The organism is Pseudomonas sp. UBT (assembly GCF_050915955.1).
GTDB classification, from domain to species: Bacteria; Pseudomonadota; Gammaproteobacteria; order Pseudomonadales; family Pseudomonadaceae; genus Aquipseudomonas; species Aquipseudomonas antarctica_A.
The window spans coordinates 2,930,114-2,949,553 of the sequence record NZ_CP168079.1 but is presented as its reverse complement, the minus strand read 5'-3'; the positions used below and the strand labels follow the sequence as shown (position 1 = coordinate 2,949,553).

Genomic DNA, 19,440 nt, shown 5'->3' with positions numbered 1-19,440 from the left:
CTTTCAGACACATGGAGGCTGACTGACCCACCGCCATCGCGGGCAAGCCCGGCTCCCACAGTTATCTCTATTGTTGATTAGAGAGCATTTCAGGTTCAGCCCAGCAGGCGTGCCAGTTCTTCGCGGCAGTAGTCGACGAATAGCTGCACCGGCTTGGTCAACGGTGCCCGCCGCAGCCACACCGCCGACAACCCCGAGCCCGTGACGGTCTCTGCCAACGGCACGCACACCACCTTCTGCCCATCGTAGGTGTACTCGGTAAAAGGCTTGGTCACCAAAATCGAAAAGCCAAACCCCCTGCCCACCATGCCCCGCACCATCTCGATGGACGGCGAGCTGAACACGATATTCGGGGTCAACCCGCGTTCTTCAAAGATGCTCACGAAGTAGGTCCGGCTCGGCAGCACGTCCAGCAAAATCATCGGCTCCAGCACCAGGTCCGCCAGCGACACCTTGGCCTGCTGCGCAAAGCGATGATCCGCCGGCAGCAACGCGTACGGCTGCTGCGGCGGCATCAATGGCGTGGTTTCAATCGTGCCGCCCAGGTCATGCTCAAACAGCATCGCCACATCAATACTGCCCGCCGTCAGCGCCTGCACCAGTTCTTGCTGCTCGCCGTCGCGAATGCGGATTTCCACCCCAGGCCAACGCGCCTTGAAGCCGGCGATCAAGCGCGGCAAATACAACGGCGCCACCGTTTCAAAGCAGCCGATATCGATCTGCCCGGCCACCACATCATTGTCGGCCAGGGCGTTTTGCTCGAACTCATGCGCCACCCGCAACAACTCCAGCGCCTTGCGATAAAACCGCGCGCCGCTAGGTGTCAGCGACACACCCTGGGCGTGATGGCGGATAAACAGCTGCACGCCAAAACTGTCTTCCAACTGCTTGATCGCGGTAGAGACCGACGGCTGCGCGATATACAGCTTGCGCGAAGCCTCGGCGACGCTGCCGCACTCGGCCGTGGTGACAAAATATCTGAGCTGGCGCAGGTTATAGGCAGCCATCGGGACCTCCATAAACGCAGGACTTCGCCCGCAAAACACAGGTAGGCAACATACCGGAGCGTATCAAAGCGCGAGCTATATTTTTTAAGGTCTATAGCAACAAACTTACTAATTTACCTCCCCGCCACCATTGCAGATGATCACTCCAACAACAAAGCGCCGCGCAGGCGGCGCACAGCGAAGTACGTCAACGTACTCACCTTGCCTTGGAGCTCGTCATGGTTACCACTGCAACATCCTCCGCCCCGCTTATCGAAAAACACACGATTGGATACGTGCCCCCGGAAGATCGCCACGGAAAGGTAAGAGACCTGTTCACCCTGTGGTTCGGCGGCAACATCGCACCGTTGCCCATCGTTACCGGCGCGCTGGGTGTGCAACTGTTCCACTTGAACCTGGTGTGGGGCATCGTCGCCATCCTCGTCGGCCACCTGGTCGGCGGCGTATTGATGGCGTTGCACTCAGCCCAAGGCCCCCAAATGGGCATCCCGCAAATGATCCAGAGCCGCGCCCAGTTCGGCTCCCTCGGCGCCCTGCTGGTGGTGGTGATTGCCGGCGTCATGTACATCGGCTTCTTCGCCTCCAACATCGTGCTGGCGGGTAAATCCCTGCACGGCGTGGTCGACAGCGTGCCCGTGCCGGTCGGCATCGTGATCGGCGCCATCGGTTCCGGAATCATCGGCATCATCGGCTACCGCTTCATCCACGTGCTCAACCGCATCGGCACCTGGGTGCTCGGCGCCGGCATCGTGCTGGGCTTCGGCTACATCTTTACCCACGTGCAGACCACTGACTTCCTGACCCGTGGCAGCTTCAACATCTCCGGTTGGCTGGCCACCGTGTCCCTCGCCGCGCTGTGGCAAATCGCCTTCGCGCCCTACGTGTCGGACTACTCCCGCTACCTGCCGGCCGACGTGCCCGTCGCTTCCACCTTCTGGACCACCTACCTGGGCTCCGCCCTCGGCTCCAGCCTGGCCTTCATCTTCGGCGCCGTCGCCGTCCTCGCCACCCCGGTGGGCATTGACACCATGGACGCCGTCAAACTCGCCACCGGCGCCATCGGCCCACTGATGCTGGTGCTGTTCCTGCTCAGCGTAATCAGCCACAACGCCCTCAACCTGTACGGCGCGGTGCTGTCGATCATCACCCTGGTACAAACCTTCGCGTATCGCTGGATTCCGACCGCCAAAAGCCGCGCGGTGATCTCCATCCTCGTACTCGCCGCCTGCGCCATTGCAGCGGTGTTCGCCTCCAAAGACTTCATCGGCCACTTCGTCGACATGGTGCTGGTGTTGCTGGTGGTACTGGTGCCGTGGACGGCGATCAACCTGATCGACTTTTATGCGATTCATAAGGGCAAGTACGACATTGCGTCGATCTTCCGGGTGGATGGCGGGATTTATGGCAAGTACAACCCACAGGCACTGCTGGCGTATGCCATCGGGATTGCGGTGCAGATTCCGTTTATGAACACGCCGCTGTATGTGGGGCCGATTTCCGAACACATTAACGGGGCGGATTTGTCTTGGGTGGTGGGGTTGGTGGTGACGTCGCCGTTGTATTTTTGGCTGGCGAGTCGGGATAGTGCCTACAAACGCAGGATGGATGGGGGGAAGTTGGTGGGGGGGATTTGAGGCAGCTGCCTGAAGCGGTTTGAGATTGATTGAGGGGACCATCCATATCGTGGCTTTGCGGCTGGGGTGTGGGTGGTTTTTTTCTTTTTGGGGGCTAGGCTGTGGAATTGAATGCCCTCCGAAGACACATTTGCGTAAGCGTCCAGCCAAGACGCCCCCTCAAAATCACAATCAGTCGGGACTTTCGAAAAAGGTCTACCAACACAGTTGTCGCAGAGAAATTTCAAAATTTTTGAACCGAGGTTAATCTTCTATCCCTTCGACTATGACGCAAGAAACGCTGATGGCCCTCACCAGTAAAATCTGTCCATACGACCCTCAGTGGCCGCTACTTTTTACCGCCGAAAACCGAAGAATCGCGGGGGGCTTCGGTGCTGAGCTTATCGGAACTCATCATATTGGTAGCACCGCCGTTCCGGGGCTTTCTGCCAAACCGGAAATCGACATCCTGGTTGTGGTGTCGGAGCATTTAAATGAGGTGGCTCGTAACAAGTTCATGCGGACATTGGGCTACGTGCGGGGATCAGATCTTTCCGCAGGGCACCACTTTTATCGTCGCGACGTTGATGGGGTGAGAACTCATAAAATACACGTGTGCGTTGCTGGTCATGAACAGATTGCACGAATGTTGTGTTTCCGCGACCTGTTGAGAAAAGACAGCACTGTCCGCGAGCAATATCAGGATTTGAAGCTGCAGCTCGAAGCTAACAACCGGGGTGGCATTGCTGAATATCTTGCGCATAAGGCGCCCTACATTGATGCCTTGATGAATATGCACCTAGGGGGTTAAGCCCTTGGGGGATCCCTCAGGGTCTGACCCCAAATTCCTCGACCCCAATTTCCTGACCAGTACAGTTGGGCAGTCTATGACCAAACGGGTTGCTAATGCGAGTGAACCAAGCTATCACTAACCAATTATCAGACGTTGAACGGAAACGTGCCTTGAGCCACACACCGCAAAATCCCTTCCCCAGTGACCGAATAGGTGGTGGTGGCGCTGCGACCAGCGCCGGGATACGTTTCGAACAGCAGCTCGGGGCGCTCTTCTCATCATGGATTCTCGCTGGCGACAGACTAGACGACAGCTTTCGTCTTGGCGCCGCTACTCCTGAATGGGTCCGTTTTGAAACAGAGGCACCCGTCGACGATCTTCTGATCAAGACCAGCGTCGGCGGCTACATCGCAGTTCAGGCTAAGACAACTGCAAATCTCAGTGACGATCCTAGCTCCCCGTTGGGGAAGACAATCTCGCAGTTCGTTCGCCATTGGCTCGTCGCTCAGCAAGGAGATGGCACTATGGGGTGGAATCGCCCCCTTGATCCGGTCCGAGACCGATTGGTGCTAGCTGTAGGCCCTCAAGCCTCAGCCCAGATTAAGAACGATTTACCGGCCGCGCTACGCCTCATTTCACAGCCAGGTGGAGGCGCACTCAACCAGGCACAGCAACGCGCTTATCGAGTGTTCTCAAGCTTGGTCGAGCGTGCTTGGTCCAGTGTTACCAAAAGTCCATTTGACGATGATTTGCTGCTGGAGCTAGCGAAACTTGTAGACATATTCACCTTTGACGGAGACCACGGGTACGCGTTAGCGAGGGGCTCCCTTATCAAAGTCTTTGGGCCAGACGTAGATGCTGCGACAGCTTTCGCTTCCTTATCAGATTTAAGCGGTCAACTGATGACGGAGCGTGGCGGCGGAGACCTACCCGTCTGGCGACAACTTCTCGCCAGCCGTGGTATCGCGCTCAACGCACCTCCCGAGTATCTCAGTGATATCCAGGCGCTCAAGCTACACTCCAAGCAAATCGCAGAAGCGCTCGCCAGCTATGAAAAGATCGACGTAGGCAACGGCGAATCGCTGTCCGTACGTCGCGACTGCCAAACTGCGATTGAGACGGCAGTGCGAAGCGGTCCTTTGCTCATTATTGGTGAGCCCGGTGCTGGCAAGAGTGGGGTTCTGAATGCCCTGGCGAAGAAATTGGACGAGGATGGTTTAGATGTTCTTCAACTCGCCGTGGATCGTTACTCAATTGAGAGCCTTGAGGGCTTATCCCGTGAGGTCGGATTAAAGCATCCTATTCTTGATGTCCTTGAAGCCTGGGACGGACCGGGCGAGGCCTATTTGATAGTGGATGCATTGGACGCAACGCGGGGCGGTCATGGCGAAAAAATCTTTCGAACTCTTATCGAGCGAGTCCTTGAGCGGAAAGGGCGCTGGAACGTTGTGGCATCGATTCGTAATTTCGACCTGCGTATGGGGCAACAGCTACGTGCTCTGTTTAGAGGGACGCCGCCGCAGACGTCGCTGGCAGATCCAGCTTTTTCAAACGTTTTACATGTTCAGGTGCCCTCTTGGTCAGAAGCGGAGTTTGAGCAACTTCTCCAACAGTCACCTACCATGGCTACGTGTCTTGCAAACTCACCGCCGCGTCTGCGTGACTTGGCTATGGTGCCCTTCAATACCAGACTTCTGAGCGAATTGATTTCGGGGAACGCGGTCAAGGAACTTTACGCAGTCGCTTCCCAAGCCGACTTATTAGGCCTTTATTGGGAGCGCCGTGTGGAAGGCCACGGTTCACCAGCAACGAGTAGCCTCAGCCGCGTCGTTCAATCCATGATTAAGGCGAGGGCGCTCCGCGCATCAAAATCTGAGGTGGCATTCGATGCTCCCGCAATGATCGATACCCTCTGTAGAGAAGGTGTACTTGTTGTCGTTGATAACGAACGGTGGGTACAGTTCCGACATCATCTCCTTTTCGATTATGCAGCCGCGCGGCTCTACCTAGACCCAGACGCCATAAGCAACAGAACTTATCGATTCGCTAAGATTGAGGCGCTGGGGATGATGCTATCGCCAGCACTTGGATTCGTACTTCGGGAAATTTGGGAGTCTGATGCTGCCCACGTGCGGTTTTGGGGGACCCTGGGCAACCTCATCAATGAAAAAGATGGCGACCCAATCATCCGCAGCACTGCTGGCCGATTGGGTGCAGAGTTTCCAACTTCGGCAAATGACTGCCTTCAACTCGGGAATCTAGCTATCGCGGGTGACAAGGGGGCTCTAGAGACGCTCTCCCATGTGACAGGTGCTTTTGCTGTGCGGCTGGAAGATGAAAAGGAGATAGTTTTGGAGCCATGGGTTTGTCTCGCCGATCGATTGGCTACCTCTCCGAGCAACGTTAGTAATACCCTTCGCTTTCTGCTCCACAATCTTATTGGAAGAGCCGAAGATGATGCGTTCAAGCCGATGCTTGGCCGAGCCGCACGCGCACTACTGACTTACGGACTTAGCCAACCAGAACCTGGGTTCATTGTCAGGAGCGCCATTGACTTCGTCATCGCCACATACGGAAGTGACATCACTTCATCTCGGGGCTTGATAGCCCGGTTGTTCGACCATGATCGGCTAGACCGTTTCGGACATGCCGAGGTACCAGCGGTCTGTTACAAAATGGCAGCAATCGGAGAAGCCGATCCAGAGTTCGTCGCCTCAGTTGTCTACCGGACGGTATTTGATTACGAAGTGACGGACGATCACCAGACCAGGATCAACAATAGTCAAATCCTCAGCCTTACTTCCAATGCTCGGCAAGATTACGAGATGGCGCGATGGTCCCTAGGCGAGTACCTGCCAAAATTTCTAAAACTGCATCCAAGAGCTGCGATCAAAGCTGTCGTCTATGCGCTCGAAGGATACGTCGCACGTGAGCATGCAATTTCCGACGGAGCCCTAAACATTCGGTTTCAGGCTGAAGGAAGATCAATCCATCTGCGAGAAGACCACAGCTACGTTTGGGCGCATAACCCCGACGGCACTCACGAGCGTGATGCAGAGCGCCTAGTGGCCAAGTTGCGGGAGCGCCTCAAAGTCGCAACTGAGGCTGAGGCAATGGCTTTGATCGACATCCTAATGGATGAGGCTTCTTTAGCGATCTTCTGGTCTCGAATGTTCCTCTGCGCCGTCGAGCGCTCCGACGGTCTAGTAGACCTGCTCTGGCCCATAGCAGTGACCGAGCCCTTTCTCGTTCTTCCCGACACTCGAAAGGACGCAATTGATCTCGTTGCGAAAGGCTATGTTCGACGTTCAAAGGAAGAGCGGCAGGCACTAGAAGAGGGTGTGCTTCACTTCGATTTTTCAAAGTTTACACATCACGTCGACGCTCGCCTTTCCTTCTTAGAGCGCCTTTTTGGTGCGCTAGGCATAGACAACTTGGTCACTGAAGAAGCTCGCCGAATCTGTAACACGTCTGTCCACGGTCCGACACTAACAAATGAAAGGCTTTTCACAATTCGTACCGGCTGGAGCAATCAGGATGACTTTTTCTGGATGCAAGATCTAGACAAGGATGTGCCTGAGAACTCGCGTGTCATAAACGCGATCAAAGCTGCGGAGACACTGCTTGGACTTGAATCGAAGTCTGACAACGCCTCAGTGGCTTCGCTTAAAGACTCGATTGCAGCACTCAACCACATACAGAACCTACTAGATAACGATGCGGCACACGTCGGTCTTAAGCGGCATGCGGAGGGGATCATTGGTCAAGGCTGCGAAGCCATCGTATCGCGACAGTTGCTGGTATCGAAGGACGTGCCTCCTACGCCTGAACAAGATGCAGAATTTATAGCATTGTTGGAAGTCGCTGCTAGATCCGAGAGTCCGGTGCTTGAAGCCGACACGGAGACCGAGTTCGAAAAGTCTGCTGCATGGGGGAGCCCAGCAGCACGGGTTGAAGCAGCGCAAGCTTATTGGGACCTCTTTGCCCAACGAGCAGATCTCTACCCCAAACTGGGTGCGCAGGCGGAGAAACTGCTTTCTGATACTCACCCTGCCGTCCGGCTGAGTGCTTCGGTGCGCCTTGTCCGAATTTGGGACTTAGATCGTGACCGATTCTGGAGCCTTTTGAATGGACACCTTACGAACGAACCTAACCTAACTGTCATCGAGCATCTTCTCAGTGGTGTCGTCTCACGCTTGATACATTCAGACCAGCAGCGAACTCTAGAGCTCTTACTGATGCTGTCACAGCGTGAGAAATCGGGGTCAGATCGACAACGGCGTCTGTATAAAGCTATCGCAGATAACCTCACGATTCTTTGGGTTACCTACAGTTTGCCGGGGGCAAAGGCTGTTATCGATCAGTGGGTAGAAGAGCCGTGGAAGCACTCCGAAGCAACAATTAAGATCTTAGCCACACTACGCGACGCCATTGTTGCTGGGATCGCTGACCCCCCCGGCAAGTACGTCGGCATCCGCCAGCGCTCCCAAACGCTTGTCTCCGACATTGTGAATGCTGCAAATACCCTGCTTGCCAGGTATGTGATGGCTCCAGATTTGGACGTAATAGCAAGCGAAGAGGTTCGGGAATGCGCGCGGCTGATCGATACTGCAGGTATGCAGATGTTTTTTGCGACTGACGAGAGCAGCAATAGCTCGGCTGACAACGAATCAGGTTTCCGCTCAGGTCTGGGGGTATTCCTATACGAAAACGCAGATATCCTAAAGCGGATCGGCGAATATGCTCAACCGCACACCACATATTATCTGCTTCAGCTCGTCGAGCGCTTAGTCGATGTAGACGCGGGTATGGCCTTCGATTTAGCAATTAGCATTCTTCAATCTAGTACGCGACTAGGCTATCAAAACGATACTTTGGGTGTAGACCTGCTTGTCAAACTCATCGGGATATTTCTTGCTGACCATAAGGAAATCTTTGAGGACGCGGCAAGGCGCGCACAGTTAATTGACTGCCTAGAAATATTCATGGATGCCGGGTGGCCGGCGGCACGGCGCTTACTTTATCGCTTGCCGGAATTTATCCAGTGAATCGGTCTGCGTTAAAAAACCTATTTAAGCGGGGGCTCAGCGACCTCCTTACTGAATTAGAGCGGGAGCTGGGAAGACCGCAGCGAGACCCTTACGCAGAGCTCGACCTCAATCGCCGCCCCCACGAACATGATACGCGTCTGCTATTCGTGGATGAATTACTCACTCACCTTGGGTGGCGACTCGGTGCATTGGGCAACGTCCTTGAAGAGGCTCGCCTACAGGCAAACACCACGAGGTTCATGGACTATTTAGGTGTGGCCGACATTAATGGGACACCACTCCTGCTGATAGAAGCCAAAGCTTGGGACAAACCTGCGATCTCTGCTCGAGGGGACGGTCAATACGATAGTGAAGCCGCACTACTTGTTGCAGCTATCCAACATATAAGGGGCGGAAAGACCGAGGATACTTCGCCGATCATTGGAGAATGGGACAAGTATCTGCGGCAAGTCAGCGGCTATGTCAAAACACTGAAGGAGCGGTACAGTCACAACTTACCCAGAGCCGTCATCATCAGCGGCGAGTGGATGGTGGTGTTCAAGGAGCCAGTTGAAACTTTCCTGGGATCTGCTCGGCCGGACGATATCGCGACCTATACACGCACACAGCTTAAGGAGCATGCCGAGGAGATCTTCGACCTTCTCCATCGTTCGATGTTGACCATAGACGCACCAGTGCCTTTGCGTCCGGCACAACTGAGGCATTACTTAGAGCTGGGCGAAGTGTCTAGCGTCTTTCAGGGTGTGCATGTCCACTATGAGCGAACCGGCAGCAAGCTATTCACACCTAGGCCGCGGATCCTGATCTACCCAGCACTATTCGTTACCCGCACAGATGGCGCTCTATTCACCGTGATCCACAATGACACCCCGGTCGAACTCGACTATCGACGGAATGATGATGACATCGAAACGCTTGCGCCGCATCTGGATGAAGTGCGCGCCCTTGGCGCCACGCTTGTTGCAGCATGCGCTAGGGAGCTTGGTGGCGAATTGACCCTCGCTCAGCTTTCAGCCTTTCCGGGATTCCGTAATGATCGTTTGTCGAAAGTACCGGTGGATGCACTACCAGAAGCGGACGAATGGCTCGTCGCAACTGGTAGTGCGACGCACTTTCTCCTCGCTGACCCCCGCGTGCAAGAATGTAAATATCATACTTGGGCTGAATGCGGAGCTGATGCCACAATGAATTCAGCAATCAGCGCTCGTACGGTCAATCCTCCAGCTTTTTTTGTTGATACTCAGCGCCACCACTGTGCACACCAAATTGTTCAAGACCGTCGCGAAGCGCGCTGCCTCATCCAAGCAATTGACAGCCGGACCTGCTGCCAAGCATGTGTATTTCTGGAGCGGTGCTGGACAGAGGATGAGCGGGCGGCTTTGCCTTGTGGTCTATAGCAATACATCAGTACCTCTAGCAGTATTTAATGTCCGCAATACTTCGAAATTAGCCTTTGTAAAGGGCAGTTTTTGGCCGTTTGCTGCCACTCACGTTGCACGGTTCCCAGCCATCTGCAGCCCGTTACGCCAGGCTGTGATCGGCCATTGTCTACCAGTCGCGTATGCAAACTGCCTGGTAAACACGATGCAAATGACGGATTAGGTCGAATGCAAATAGATGAGCAGGCATGTGAACCCAACCAAACCCTCCTAAAAATCAGTCAGAAACATCTCACAAAGTCGAAAGACGCATCCACTTTGCCAAACCCTCCTCAGGCACGTATCGCCTTTAAACATGCGGCCTAGAAAGCTTAAACGCAGATTCAACCAGGCTCCCAAAAGAGTCGCCGGTTCCGCAAACCATCCCAGCAACCGCACAGCCCACCGTTGCCTCGCCAAAATCAGCCCTCTATAGTCCGTTCCGTCGCCAGCTTCATCGGCGATGGGATTCGCAGCCCTAAAAAGGAATTACACCAAAAACCGTTAAACCCGACAGAACCGATTTCCGGTGACGCCCTGTTTTACGGCTATTCGACACTTTTTCTTTCTTAGGGATTTCCACCTTGAAAACTCAACACCCGCCCCGCCGCTTCACCCCCATGTCCCAAACCGCAACCGAATACCCTGTCCTCCTCATCGACAGCGACGCCCCGCTCAGCGAGCTTCACGCTTGCGCCAGCGAACGTCTCAACGCCGCCCTCGCCTACCTGCACTTGATGGCGTGCTCCAATGTGTCCGACTATGCCGAGCACGACATCAATACTGTCGCCAATACTGCTCGGATCATGGTGCAGGATGTGGCGGACGTGTTTACGGTGATGGAACGGCGGGGGTTTGATGTGGCTGCTGCGAGTTGATGTGATGTGAGCTGTGTGGAAACCCGCTTTGGCGGGTTTTCTGGTTTTTGGTGAACTTAAAAAGGGGGGCTGAGCCGGCTTTGATAGTGCCTGTACCGCCGCCTTCGCAGCCTCGCCGGGGCTCGACAGCTCCCACCGTTTGGCCTTTGTTCGACGCTGCCGCTGCGGCGATGGCGAGTGTTTGGGCGTGCCGCTATGATGTGGCCTTTCGTTTAACGCCCCAGGAAACGCCCATGCCCGCCCTCACCTTCCGCAACGCCGTCCCCGCCGATGCTGCGCGTTGCTTTGACATCGAAATCAGCGCTTACGAAGGCGATGAAGCCGCGACGCTGGAAAAGATCGCTACGCGTATTGCGCAGTACCCCGAGGGCTTTTTGATTCTGGAGGCGGATGGCGCGGTGGTGGGTTTTATCAACTGTGGCTGCGCCCATCAGGTGGTGATGTCGGATGAGGCGTTCAAGGAGTTGGTGGGGCATTCGGCCGAGGCGCCGAATGTGGTGATTATGTCGGTGGTGGTTGACCCGGCGCATCAGGGCAAGGGCTATTCCAAGCTGCTGATGACTGAGTTTGTGCAGCGCATGCGGGCGATGGGCAAGCAGACGATTCACTTGATGTGCAAGGAGCAGCATGTGCCGTTGTACACGCGCATGGGCTACACCTATGTGCAGCCTTCGCCGTCGGAACATGGCGGGATGGCGTGGCATGAGATGGTGATGGCGCTCTAACCGAGGAAGCGTTCTGTGATGACTGCACCGCAGATTGAAATCAGCGACCAACCCCACCCCGACGCCGAGCACCTGCTCGGCAACGGCCTGGCTGCGTTCAATGAAGCCATCACTGGTTCCAACGATCGCCTGCCGCTGACGGTGCTGCTCAAAGACCCTGACACCCGGCAAATCCTCGGCGGCATCACCGGCAAAACCTCCCTGGGCATGGCCTTTCTCGACCTGTTCCACCTGCCCGACTCCCTGCGCGGTTCGGGCCTGGGCAGCCAATTGCTGCATGCCTTTGAAGACGAGGCGCGGCGGCGGGGTTGCCGCAACGCGGTGTTGTACACCCTGAGCTTTCAGGCGCCGGGGTTTTACGAGAAACACGGCTGGGTGCGGTTTGGCGAAATACCCTGTGAACCGCAAGGCAGCAGCCGGGTGTTTTTGTCTAAAGCGCTTTGATCAACGGCCATGGCGATGCAGCACCGGGCTGTGTAATGATCCCTGCTCGTTCCTCAAGGGATGGGGCCACCGCCATGACGCTGAACACCTCCGCTCACCCCGCGCAAGCGCCGCGCTTCTGGCGTGACGAGCGCTTGCCGTTCATTGAGGCGCGCACCATCGCCGACGGGCGCAAGGTGACGTATACCCGTCACTCCCACGAGCATTTTTCCATCGGCGCGATTACCACCGGGCGCAGTTATTACCACTACGGCGCGCAGACGTTTGAGATCAACGCCGGCACGGTGGTGTTGATGAACCCCGGCGATGTGCATGCGTGCAACCCGATCTACGATCAGCCCTGGTCGTATCACATGCTGTACCTCGACACGCCTTGGCTAACAGACCTGCAATACCAGCTGGGTTTCAGCACCGACCAGGGTTATCGGCCGTTCAACACGCCGCACACCCGCGATACCGTGTTGTACAACGGCTTGATTGAACTCTACGCAATCCTGTTGGATGAGCAGGCCGAGTTGCTGCAAAAGCAGAGCGCGCTGGTGAGTTACTTCACCGAGGTGCAGCAGCGCTTGAACCCTTCGCTGACGCCGGTGCGGGAGGTCAACCACAAGCTGGAACGCGCCGCCGAGTACATCCGCGCGCACTGCACCGAGGCGTTGAAGCTGGAAGATATTTGCCTGGCAGCCGAGCTGTCGCCGTCGTACCTGATCCGCGCGTTCAAGCAGTATTACGGGCTCACGCCCCATGCGTTTCTGGTGAACCGGCGTATCCAGTTTGCGCGCACCCAGTTGCGCAACGGCGCGTTGATCGCGGATGTGGCGCTGGCGGCCGGCTTTGCCGACCAGGCGCATTTCCAGCGCACCTTCAAACAGCACTTCGCCGCCACGCCCGGGCAGTACCGCGACTTGCTCAAGCCATCAGCAAATAACCCACACTGGCCACCAGCAACGCGGCCATTGAGCGGTTGAACAGGCGCACGCCGTGCGGGTTGCTCAGGTAGCGCCGCAAGAAGGTGCCGGCATACGCCCAGCACGCCACCGACAGGTAGCAGATCACCAGGTAGAGCGCCGCGAACAGCCAGACTTGGCGCGCATCGCCATCGGCCACAAACAAGCCCATGCCCGCCACGCAGGCCAGCCACGCTTTGGGGTTGAGCCATTGCATGATGGCGCCGTAGAGCATCGACGGCGCGGTGGCGGTGCCCTCGGCGTCGAGCCGGCCATCGTCGACCGCGAGTTTCCAGGCCATGTACAGCAAAAAGGCCACCCCGCCCCACTGGATCAACTGGGTGAGGAGCGGCCAGCGCACCAGCACTTCATGCAGGCCCAGGCCGATCAGCACCAAAAGCAGGGTGAAGCCGACGGCGGCGCCGACTACGTGTTTCTGGCTGGCGGCAAAGCCGAAGCGCGCGCCGGCGCTGAGCGCGACCACATTGACCGGGCCGGGTGTGATGGAGGTGGCCAGGGCGAAGGCCGCCATGGAAATGATCAGGCTCATTGCAGTTCCTTTTTATGATGCCGCGTGAAGATGGCATCACGGTAAAGGGCTGAGCACGTGGGGTATTGAAGAAAATGCCCCTGGGTCTGTGGGCGCGTTCAGTTCAGGCGGGTAGCTGAGTGAAGATGTCTTCGAGGCCCAGCACGCGGCCGTCTTCGGACAGGATCTCGACTTTGCGCAGCGGCTTGAGCGCCTGCGCATCCAGCAAGCGGGTGCTGCCAGCCGCCGGCTCGGTGAAGGCTTCGCCCCATTGGGCGAGGGTGACGAGTACCGGCATCAGCGCGCGGCCTTTGTCGGTGAGTTGATATTCACTGCGCGCGCCGATTTCGCTGGTTTGCAGCAGGCCTTGCTCGACCATGTCCTTGAGGCGGGTAGCGAGGATGTTTTTCGCCACACCGAGGTTCTTCTGGAAATCACCGAAGCGCGTCACTCCGGCGTACGCGTCGCGAATGATCAACAGGGTCCACCAGTCGCCCACCACATCGAGCGCACGAGCAACCGGGCAGCAGTCGCCTTCCAGGCATTTGCGTTTCATCGTCGAGCCTCCCGGCAGTCAGAAATATTAGGTTGCATTATAGGACCAACAGGCTCAGGATAAAAACGGTTTCATCATTAAACCTAATTCGTCGCCTGGAGTTCGTCATGGATATTCGTGGAAAAGTAGTACTGGTTACCGGCGCCAACCGTGGCCTGGGCAAAGCGTTCGTCACCGCGCTGCTGGCAGCGGGCGCCGCCAAGGTTTACGCCGGGGCGCGGGACCCGGCCAGTGTCGATATTCCCGGCAGCACGCCGGTTGCGCTGGACATTACCGACCCGGCCAGCGTGCAGCGCGCCGCCGAGCAGTGCAGCGATGTGAGTGTGCTGATCAACAACGCGGGCTGGCTTAAATACGGCTCGTTGCTGGCCGAAGACAGTGTTGAGAACCTGCAGCAGCACTTCGACGTGAACACCTTCGGCACCCTGCGCGTGAGCCGCGCCTTCGCGCCGATCCTGGCCAGGCACGGCGGCGGCGCGCTGATCAATATCCTCTCGGTATTGAGCTGGCTGAGCCCGCCCGGCGCCGGCGGCTACAGCACTTCGAAGTCCGCCCAGTGGGGCCTGACCAACGGCCTGCGCGGCGAGCTGCGCGAACAGAACACCCTGGTTATCGGCGTGCACCCGGCCTACATCGATACCGACATGGTGGCCGATGTGCAGGCACCGAAAAGCACGCCTCAGGAAGTGGTCGCCATCACCCTCAAAGCCCTGAGCGAAGACCGCGAGGAAGCACTGATTACCGACATGACCCATGCGGTAAAAGCCTCACTGTCCACCGACAGCCCGGTTTACCTCACTCCGTGATCAACGAAAAGTGCGCGCCCACCCCGGCGCGCACGCCGCTGATCTGCACAATTTGCGGGCTTTGCAGCAATGCCCTGCTACAGCCCGCGATTACGCAGCCACTGCAAAAAGCCTTTCTTGACCGGCACCACGGGCGCCTCCTGGGTCAAGGCCTGCGCCGTGTGCACACGGAAATCCAGCAGCGCCTTCATTGCTTCGCTGATGTCATGCCGCGCATCCAGACAAGGTTTGAGGTATTCCCTCTCGATGCGATACAGCGTGCAGAAGGTCTTGGCCGAGAAATCCGCTAGCGTCGCCTGATCCGACAAAATCCCCGCCTCGCCAATCACCTCGCCCGGCCCCATGCGCCCGGCCTCGAACTTGTGGCCAGCCTTGACCAACATCACCGAGACCACGCCGGATTCGATAATAAACAAATGGTCGCTGACCTCCCCCGCCGGCAAGATCATCTCGCCGGCGCGGTAGGTGTGCTGGGTCATGTTCTGGCTGAAGGTGTCTTTCTCTTCCTGGCGCAGGGTGGAGAAAATCGACGAACGCTCCAGCAAGGCCCGCGCGGCAGACATCGCCGGTGGCGCGCTGCTTTCGGTGGCGGACAGCAGGCCTACGCCCGCCGCTTGCAGGTGCCGGAACGCCAGGTCGTAAAGCTGGTTGCGCACTTCGCGCTTGAGGGTCATGGCCGGCACAAACCCGCTGATTTCATATTCGACGCCGCCACTGGCCGAGGTTTTGAACGCCACGCTCGGCGCGGGCTTGGCCAGCAGCGGCCGGCAACCTTGCATCGCGCGCTCCAGCGCCTCGATCACGGTTTGCGGGCGCGCATGGGGGCTGACTTGCAGGCTGACCGCCAGGCCGAACATGTCCGCCGGGCGTGAGAAGTTGATGATCTTGGCTTTGGCCGCCAGCGAGTTGGGGATCACCGCCATGCTGCCCTGGGAGGTTTGCAGGCGTGTGGCGCGCCAGTCGATATCCGTGACGCGGCCTTCGGTGCCATCGATGGAAATCCAGTCATCCAGTTGGTAGGGCTTGGTGGTATTGAGGACGATCCCGGAAAACACATCGCTCAAGGTGCTTTGCAGCGCCAGGCCGACGATGATCGCCACGGCGCCGGAGGTGGCGAGCACGCCTTTGACCGGCAGGTCGAGCACGTAGGCCATGGCGGCGATGATTGCGATCAGGAAAATCACCGCGCCCAACAGGTCCTGCAACAATCGCCCGCCATGCCCGACCCGATTCATCATCACCGTGCCGAGCAACACCGTGAGGGTGCGCGCGGCGAACAGCCACCAGCCGATCTGCAGCGCAGTGGCCGCCAGGTGCAAGGCGGTGTTGTCGGCATACGGCGCGAGTTGCATGGGGTTCATGCCGTCGTTGAACAGCACGGCGCTGTAAACGGCAAAAATCGCCAAGCGCGCCGCGAGTTTCCAATTGGCGAGGTTGGCGGAAATAAGACGCCACACGGCGATGTCGATAAAGATCAGCGCCACGGCGCACAACATCGGGTGATCAGCGATAAATGAGGGCATCCAGGCGACTCCAGGGCGAATGCCGAGAAGATCGCATGAAACAGGAACGCAGGAAAACAAAATGTGGGAGCTGGCTTGCCTGCGATGCAGGCACCTCGGTGTATCCGTTGCACCGAGGTGATGCTATCGCAGGCAAGCCCGCTCCCACAGGGGTATTGCGCCAGGCAATCAGCCCGCCATCTGCCCGAAACGCCCCGACTGGAAGTCGGCAAACGCCTGGTGGATTTCCTGCTCGGTGTTCATCACGAACGGGCCGTGACCGACGATAGGCTCGTCAATCGGCTCGCCACTGAGCAGCAACACTTTGGCGTCATCGTTGGCCTCCAGCGTCAGCTGAGCACCATCGCGCTCGAACAACGCCAATTGCCCTTGGCGCGCCACCTCTTCGCCATTGACCAGCACCGTGCCGCGCAAAATAACCAGCGCGGTATTACGCCCGGCGTGCAGGTCCAGCGTCACCGTTTTACCGGCATTAAGGCGCAAGTCCCACACGTCAATCGGCGTGAAGGTACGCGCAGGCCCTTGAGTACCGGCGAATTCACCGGCAATCAGGCGTAGTTGCCCGGCGTCGTTGGCCAGCGGCAGCACGGGGATATCACCGTCGACGATGGTCTGGTAACCGGCGTCGGCCATTTTGTCCTTGGCCGGCAGGTTGACCCACAGTTGCACCATCTCCAGCGCCCCGCCGCTGCGGGCAAAGGCTTCGGAATGGAACTCTTCATGGATGATGCCTTTCGCGGCCGTCATCCATTGCACATCGCCGGGGCCGATCTTGCCACCGGCGCCGGTGGAATCACGGTGCTCGACTTCGCCGTCATACACGATGGTCACGGTTTCAAAACCGCGATGCGGGTGTTGGCCGACGCCGCGACGTTGATCGGTGGGCGTGAAATCGGCGGGGCCAGCGTGGTCCAGCAACAGGAATGGGCTGATGTGCTTGCCCATCGAGTCGTAGGAAAACAGCGTGCGCACCGGGAAGCCATCGCCGACCCAATGGGCGCGGGGGCTGGTGTAGATGCCGATGAGTTTTTTCATGGTGTACCTCCAAAGTACGACCACCATAAGGCTGCTGGCGTTTGAGCACTAGCCGGCAAACACGGCCTTATTCGTTCTATGTATAGGACAGTGCTTTGTCCGGGGGCTGGCGCCGAAGCCTTGCAGTATGCGGGCGGCAATGCCTTGGCTGACAGCGTTGACCAGCCACGCTGTACCGTCTGGTGTTTGGGCGGAAGAGGACAAAAGCCGTTGAAACTTCCCACGTAACAGCCGGACAAGCTCTACAGACCTCTCCTGAAAACCTCTGCAAAGTCCTTCGCCTGACTCAACAGTGCGAGGGATTGCAGATGGTTTTTTTCGTTAAAGCCCGCGTTAACGGGGCTGTCGCTTGAACACGGCCATTGGCAGGCTGTCCCTGGCCCCAATGGATGCAAAGACGGTCGATGTTGAAACCGTCTTGCGCAACTTTAGAGAGTGCCTGAACATCTTTGACGACTGGGCTTCGAGCTTCTGGAGCTTTTCGGCGCTGGATGTCGAGCAGGTCTTCAAGGTCGGCGACGAGGTGGCGCTGTTCGCGCCCATCAACCGCTCCATTTTTCCCAGCAGCACCGTCGCCACGTGCCAGGCCAACGGCACGTTGACCCTGGTGCACATGTTCCAGAGCACGCGGTTTGTGCCCATCGGCAACACACCGGTGATGCTGCAACGCGTCGATCCCAACGGCGGCCCACTGGGCGAGCCGATCCACAAGACCATCGGCCCCAGCGGCATTCTCGAAATCACCGAGTGTGATCGCAACCAGCCGTACCGAATCAGCTTCTATCCCAACGTTTCCACGGAGCACGTCAAGGCGCTGTACGCGTCTTATCAGTCGGTGATCGGCGAGCTGGAAGCGCGCCTGCGCGGCGAGTGGAACAGCACGCTCCAAGCGCAGTGGAAAGACTATACGGACGCTACTCCGCTGGACCAACGCCGGATGCTGGAGGCGGCGTTTCTCAGTGGCATGGGCAAAGCGCTTTACGGGCTGTGGGACAACTTAACCCAGCTGTATGAGCTGTTGGCGGACATCAAGCCCAACAGCGAGAAGTTGCTGCAATACATCTCCCAAACCGAACTTGATGAACTGCTGAAGCTCGGCAACGACGCGATTGCCAATGGCCTGCTGATACTCAGCGATGAGCCGCTGTTGTTCATTTATGTGTCAGCCATGGTCAGCTGGATGCGAATGCTGCCGCCGCAAGAAATGAACGAGCTGATGGGGGAAATCACCGGCGAGGTGTTGATCAACCTGTTGCTGATTTGGGCGACGGCGGGAATGGGTGTGGCGGTGCGCCTGGGTGCTCAAACGCTTGGGCATATTAAGTCTGGGCGAACGCGGGATCTGCTGGAGTTGTTGGCGACAAAGCTGGTGATGCCCAGGCTGGAGCCGCATGCCGTGGTGGTGAAGCCGTTGCTGTTGGGCAGTACGGCGACGCCGATCAAGACCGTGCCGGTTGCGTCGTTGAAGGCGGGTGAGCAGTTGGTTTCCAACGCGGTGCCGGCGGTTCGTAAGAAGACCCAGCAGACGGCATTGGTGCGCCAGGAACATGTCGACGATGTGCCCGCTGCGGGTAAGAACCCGAACGGCGATGCGGCGGCCCCTGCGGACAAGACCGCCACCAATGGCTGCCCGGTGTCGATGGTGACCGGGGAGGAACTGCTGACCCTCACCGATGGCACCTTGGATGGGGTTTTGCCGTTTGAGTGGACGCGGCTGTATCGCACCAGTGCGGTGGAAGTGGATTGCGGGTTGGGGTTTGGCTGGAGTCATGCGCTGACCCAGCGGCTGGTGGTTACGGGTGATTCGGTGGTGTGGACGGATCATGAGAACCGCTCGACTGCCCTGCCCTTGCCGACTGCCGCCCGGCCGTCGATTACCAACAGCCTGGCCGAAGCGGCGATTTATCTGGGGGCTTTGCCCGATGAACTGGTGCTGGCTCAGGCGTCGCGTTTTTATCACTTTCGCGACGGTGTGCTGACAGCCATCAGTGATACGTATGACAACCGGCTGCGGATTTCTCGTGATCGCCTAGGGCGAATTAAGCGGCTGGATAACGGTGTAGGCCGGTGTTTGTTTTTGCGCTACGAACAGGGCCGCATTGCTGCGGTGGACTA

General features: G+C 57.8%; 15 protein-coding genes. 10 read left to right on the top strand and 5 right to left on the bottom strand.

The window, feature by feature from the left end; all coding sequences use genetic code 11:
• Window positions 1-95: 95 nt before the first annotated feature.
• Complete coding sequence (locus ACDZ94_RS13430) at window positions 96-1,007, bottom strand: LysR substrate-binding domain-containing protein (protein WP_025857480.1); 912 nt, start codon at window positions 1,005-1,007, stop codon at window positions 96-98.
• A gap of 218 nt (window positions 1,008-1,225) precedes the next feature.
• Between ACDZ94_RS13430 and ACDZ94_RS13425 the strand changes: the two genes are divergently transcribed.
• The 8 genes from ACDZ94_RS13425 (at window position 1,226) to ACDZ94_RS13390 (ending at window position 12,897) form a co-directional block, all read left to right on the top strand.
• The gene (locus ACDZ94_RS13425) at window positions 1,226-2,641 is read left to right on the top strand and encodes a purine-cytosine permease family protein (RefSeq protein WP_432750278.1); all 1,416 of its coding nucleotides are present in this window, start codon (window positions 1,226-1,228) and stop codon (window positions 2,639-2,641) included.
• A gap of 283 nt (window positions 2,642-2,924) precedes the next feature.
• Window positions 2,925-3,431, top strand: a complete 507-nt coding sequence (locus ACDZ94_RS13420; protein WP_432750277.1) for a GrpB family protein — start codon at window positions 2,925-2,927, stop codon at window positions 3,429-3,431.
• 152 nt (window positions 3,432-3,583) lie between these two features.
• A complete protein-coding gene (locus tag ACDZ94_RS13415) occupies window positions 3,584-8,461 on the top strand; it encodes a hypothetical protein (RefSeq protein ID WP_432750276.1) in 4,878 nt (1,625 codons plus the stop codon).
• Entirely contained in the window at window positions 8,410-9,861 is a 1,452-nt protein-coding gene (locus ACDZ94_RS13410) for a hypothetical protein (RefSeq protein ID WP_432750275.1), read from the top strand. Before ACDZ94_RS13415 ends, ACDZ94_RS13410 begins: the two co-directional genes overlap by 52 nt.
• A 605-nt stretch (window positions 9,862-10,466) precedes the next feature.
• Entirely contained in the window at window positions 10,467-10,760 is a 294-nt protein-coding gene (locus tag ACDZ94_RS13405; RefSeq protein ID WP_432750274.1) for a fructose-bisphosphate aldolase, read from the top strand.
• Window positions 10,761-10,993: 233 nt separating this feature from the next.
• Window positions 10,994-11,485 (top strand): GNAT family N-acetyltransferase, encoded by a 492-nt coding sequence (locus ACDZ94_RS13400; protein ID WP_432750273.1) that lies wholly within the window; start codon window positions 10,994-10,996, stop codon window positions 11,483-11,485.
• A gap of 18 nt (window positions 11,486-11,503) precedes the next feature.
• Window positions 11,504-11,929: a GNAT family N-acetyltransferase gene (locus ACDZ94_RS13395; RefSeq protein WP_432750272.1), complete on the top strand. Its 426-nt coding sequence runs from the start codon at window positions 11,504-11,506 to the stop codon at window positions 11,927-11,929.
• Between the two features lie 74 nt (window positions 11,930-12,003).
• Window positions 12,004-12,897, top strand: a complete 894-nt coding sequence (locus tag ACDZ94_RS13390) for a helix-turn-helix domain-containing protein (RefSeq protein ID WP_432750271.1) — start codon at window positions 12,004-12,006, stop codon at window positions 12,895-12,897.
• Here the strand turns inward: ACDZ94_RS13390 and ACDZ94_RS13385 are convergent.
• Both ACDZ94_RS13385 and ACDZ94_RS13380 read right to left on the bottom strand, forming a co-directional pair.
• Complete coding sequence (locus ACDZ94_RS13385) at window positions 12,839-13,426, bottom strand: LysE family translocator (protein WP_407017512.1); 588 nt, start codon at window positions 13,424-13,426, stop codon at window positions 12,839-12,841. The two genes, ACDZ94_RS13390 and ACDZ94_RS13385, sit on opposite strands and share 59 nt — an antisense overlap.
• A 103-nt stretch (window positions 13,427-13,529) precedes the next feature.
• The gene (locus ACDZ94_RS13380; protein ID WP_221294458.1) at window positions 13,530-13,961 is read right to left on the bottom strand and encodes a winged helix-turn-helix transcriptional regulator; all 432 of its coding nucleotides are present in this window, start codon (window positions 13,959-13,961) and stop codon (window positions 13,530-13,532) included.
• A 107-nt stretch (window positions 13,962-14,068) separates the two neighbouring features.
• Between ACDZ94_RS13380 and ACDZ94_RS13375 the strand changes: the two genes are divergently transcribed.
• Window positions 14,069-14,767 (top strand): SDR family oxidoreductase, encoded by a 699-nt coding sequence (locus ACDZ94_RS13375; protein WP_432750270.1) that lies wholly within the window; start codon window positions 14,069-14,071, stop codon window positions 14,765-14,767.
• 77 nt (window positions 14,768-14,844) lie between these two features.
• Here ACDZ94_RS13375 and ACDZ94_RS13370 read toward each other — a convergent pair whose 3' ends face one another.
• Window positions 14,845-16,290: a mechanosensitive ion channel family protein gene (locus tag ACDZ94_RS13370; RefSeq protein ID WP_064451896.1), complete on the bottom strand. Its 1,446-nt coding sequence runs from the start codon at window positions 16,288-16,290 to the stop codon at window positions 14,845-14,847.
• 168 nt (window positions 16,291-16,458) lie between these two features.
• The gene (locus ACDZ94_RS13365) at window positions 16,459-17,325 is read right to left on the bottom strand and encodes a pirin family protein (RefSeq protein WP_407017514.1); all 867 of its coding nucleotides are present in this window, start codon (window positions 17,323-17,325) and stop codon (window positions 16,459-16,461) included.
• 385 nt (window positions 17,326-17,710) lie between these two features.
• Here ACDZ94_RS13365 and ACDZ94_RS13360 point away from each other — a divergent pair.
• Window positions 17,711-19,440, top strand: a 1,730-nt coding sequence (locus ACDZ94_RS13360) for a DUF6531 domain-containing protein (protein ID WP_432751499.1), incomplete at its 3' end; no start/stop codon positions are given.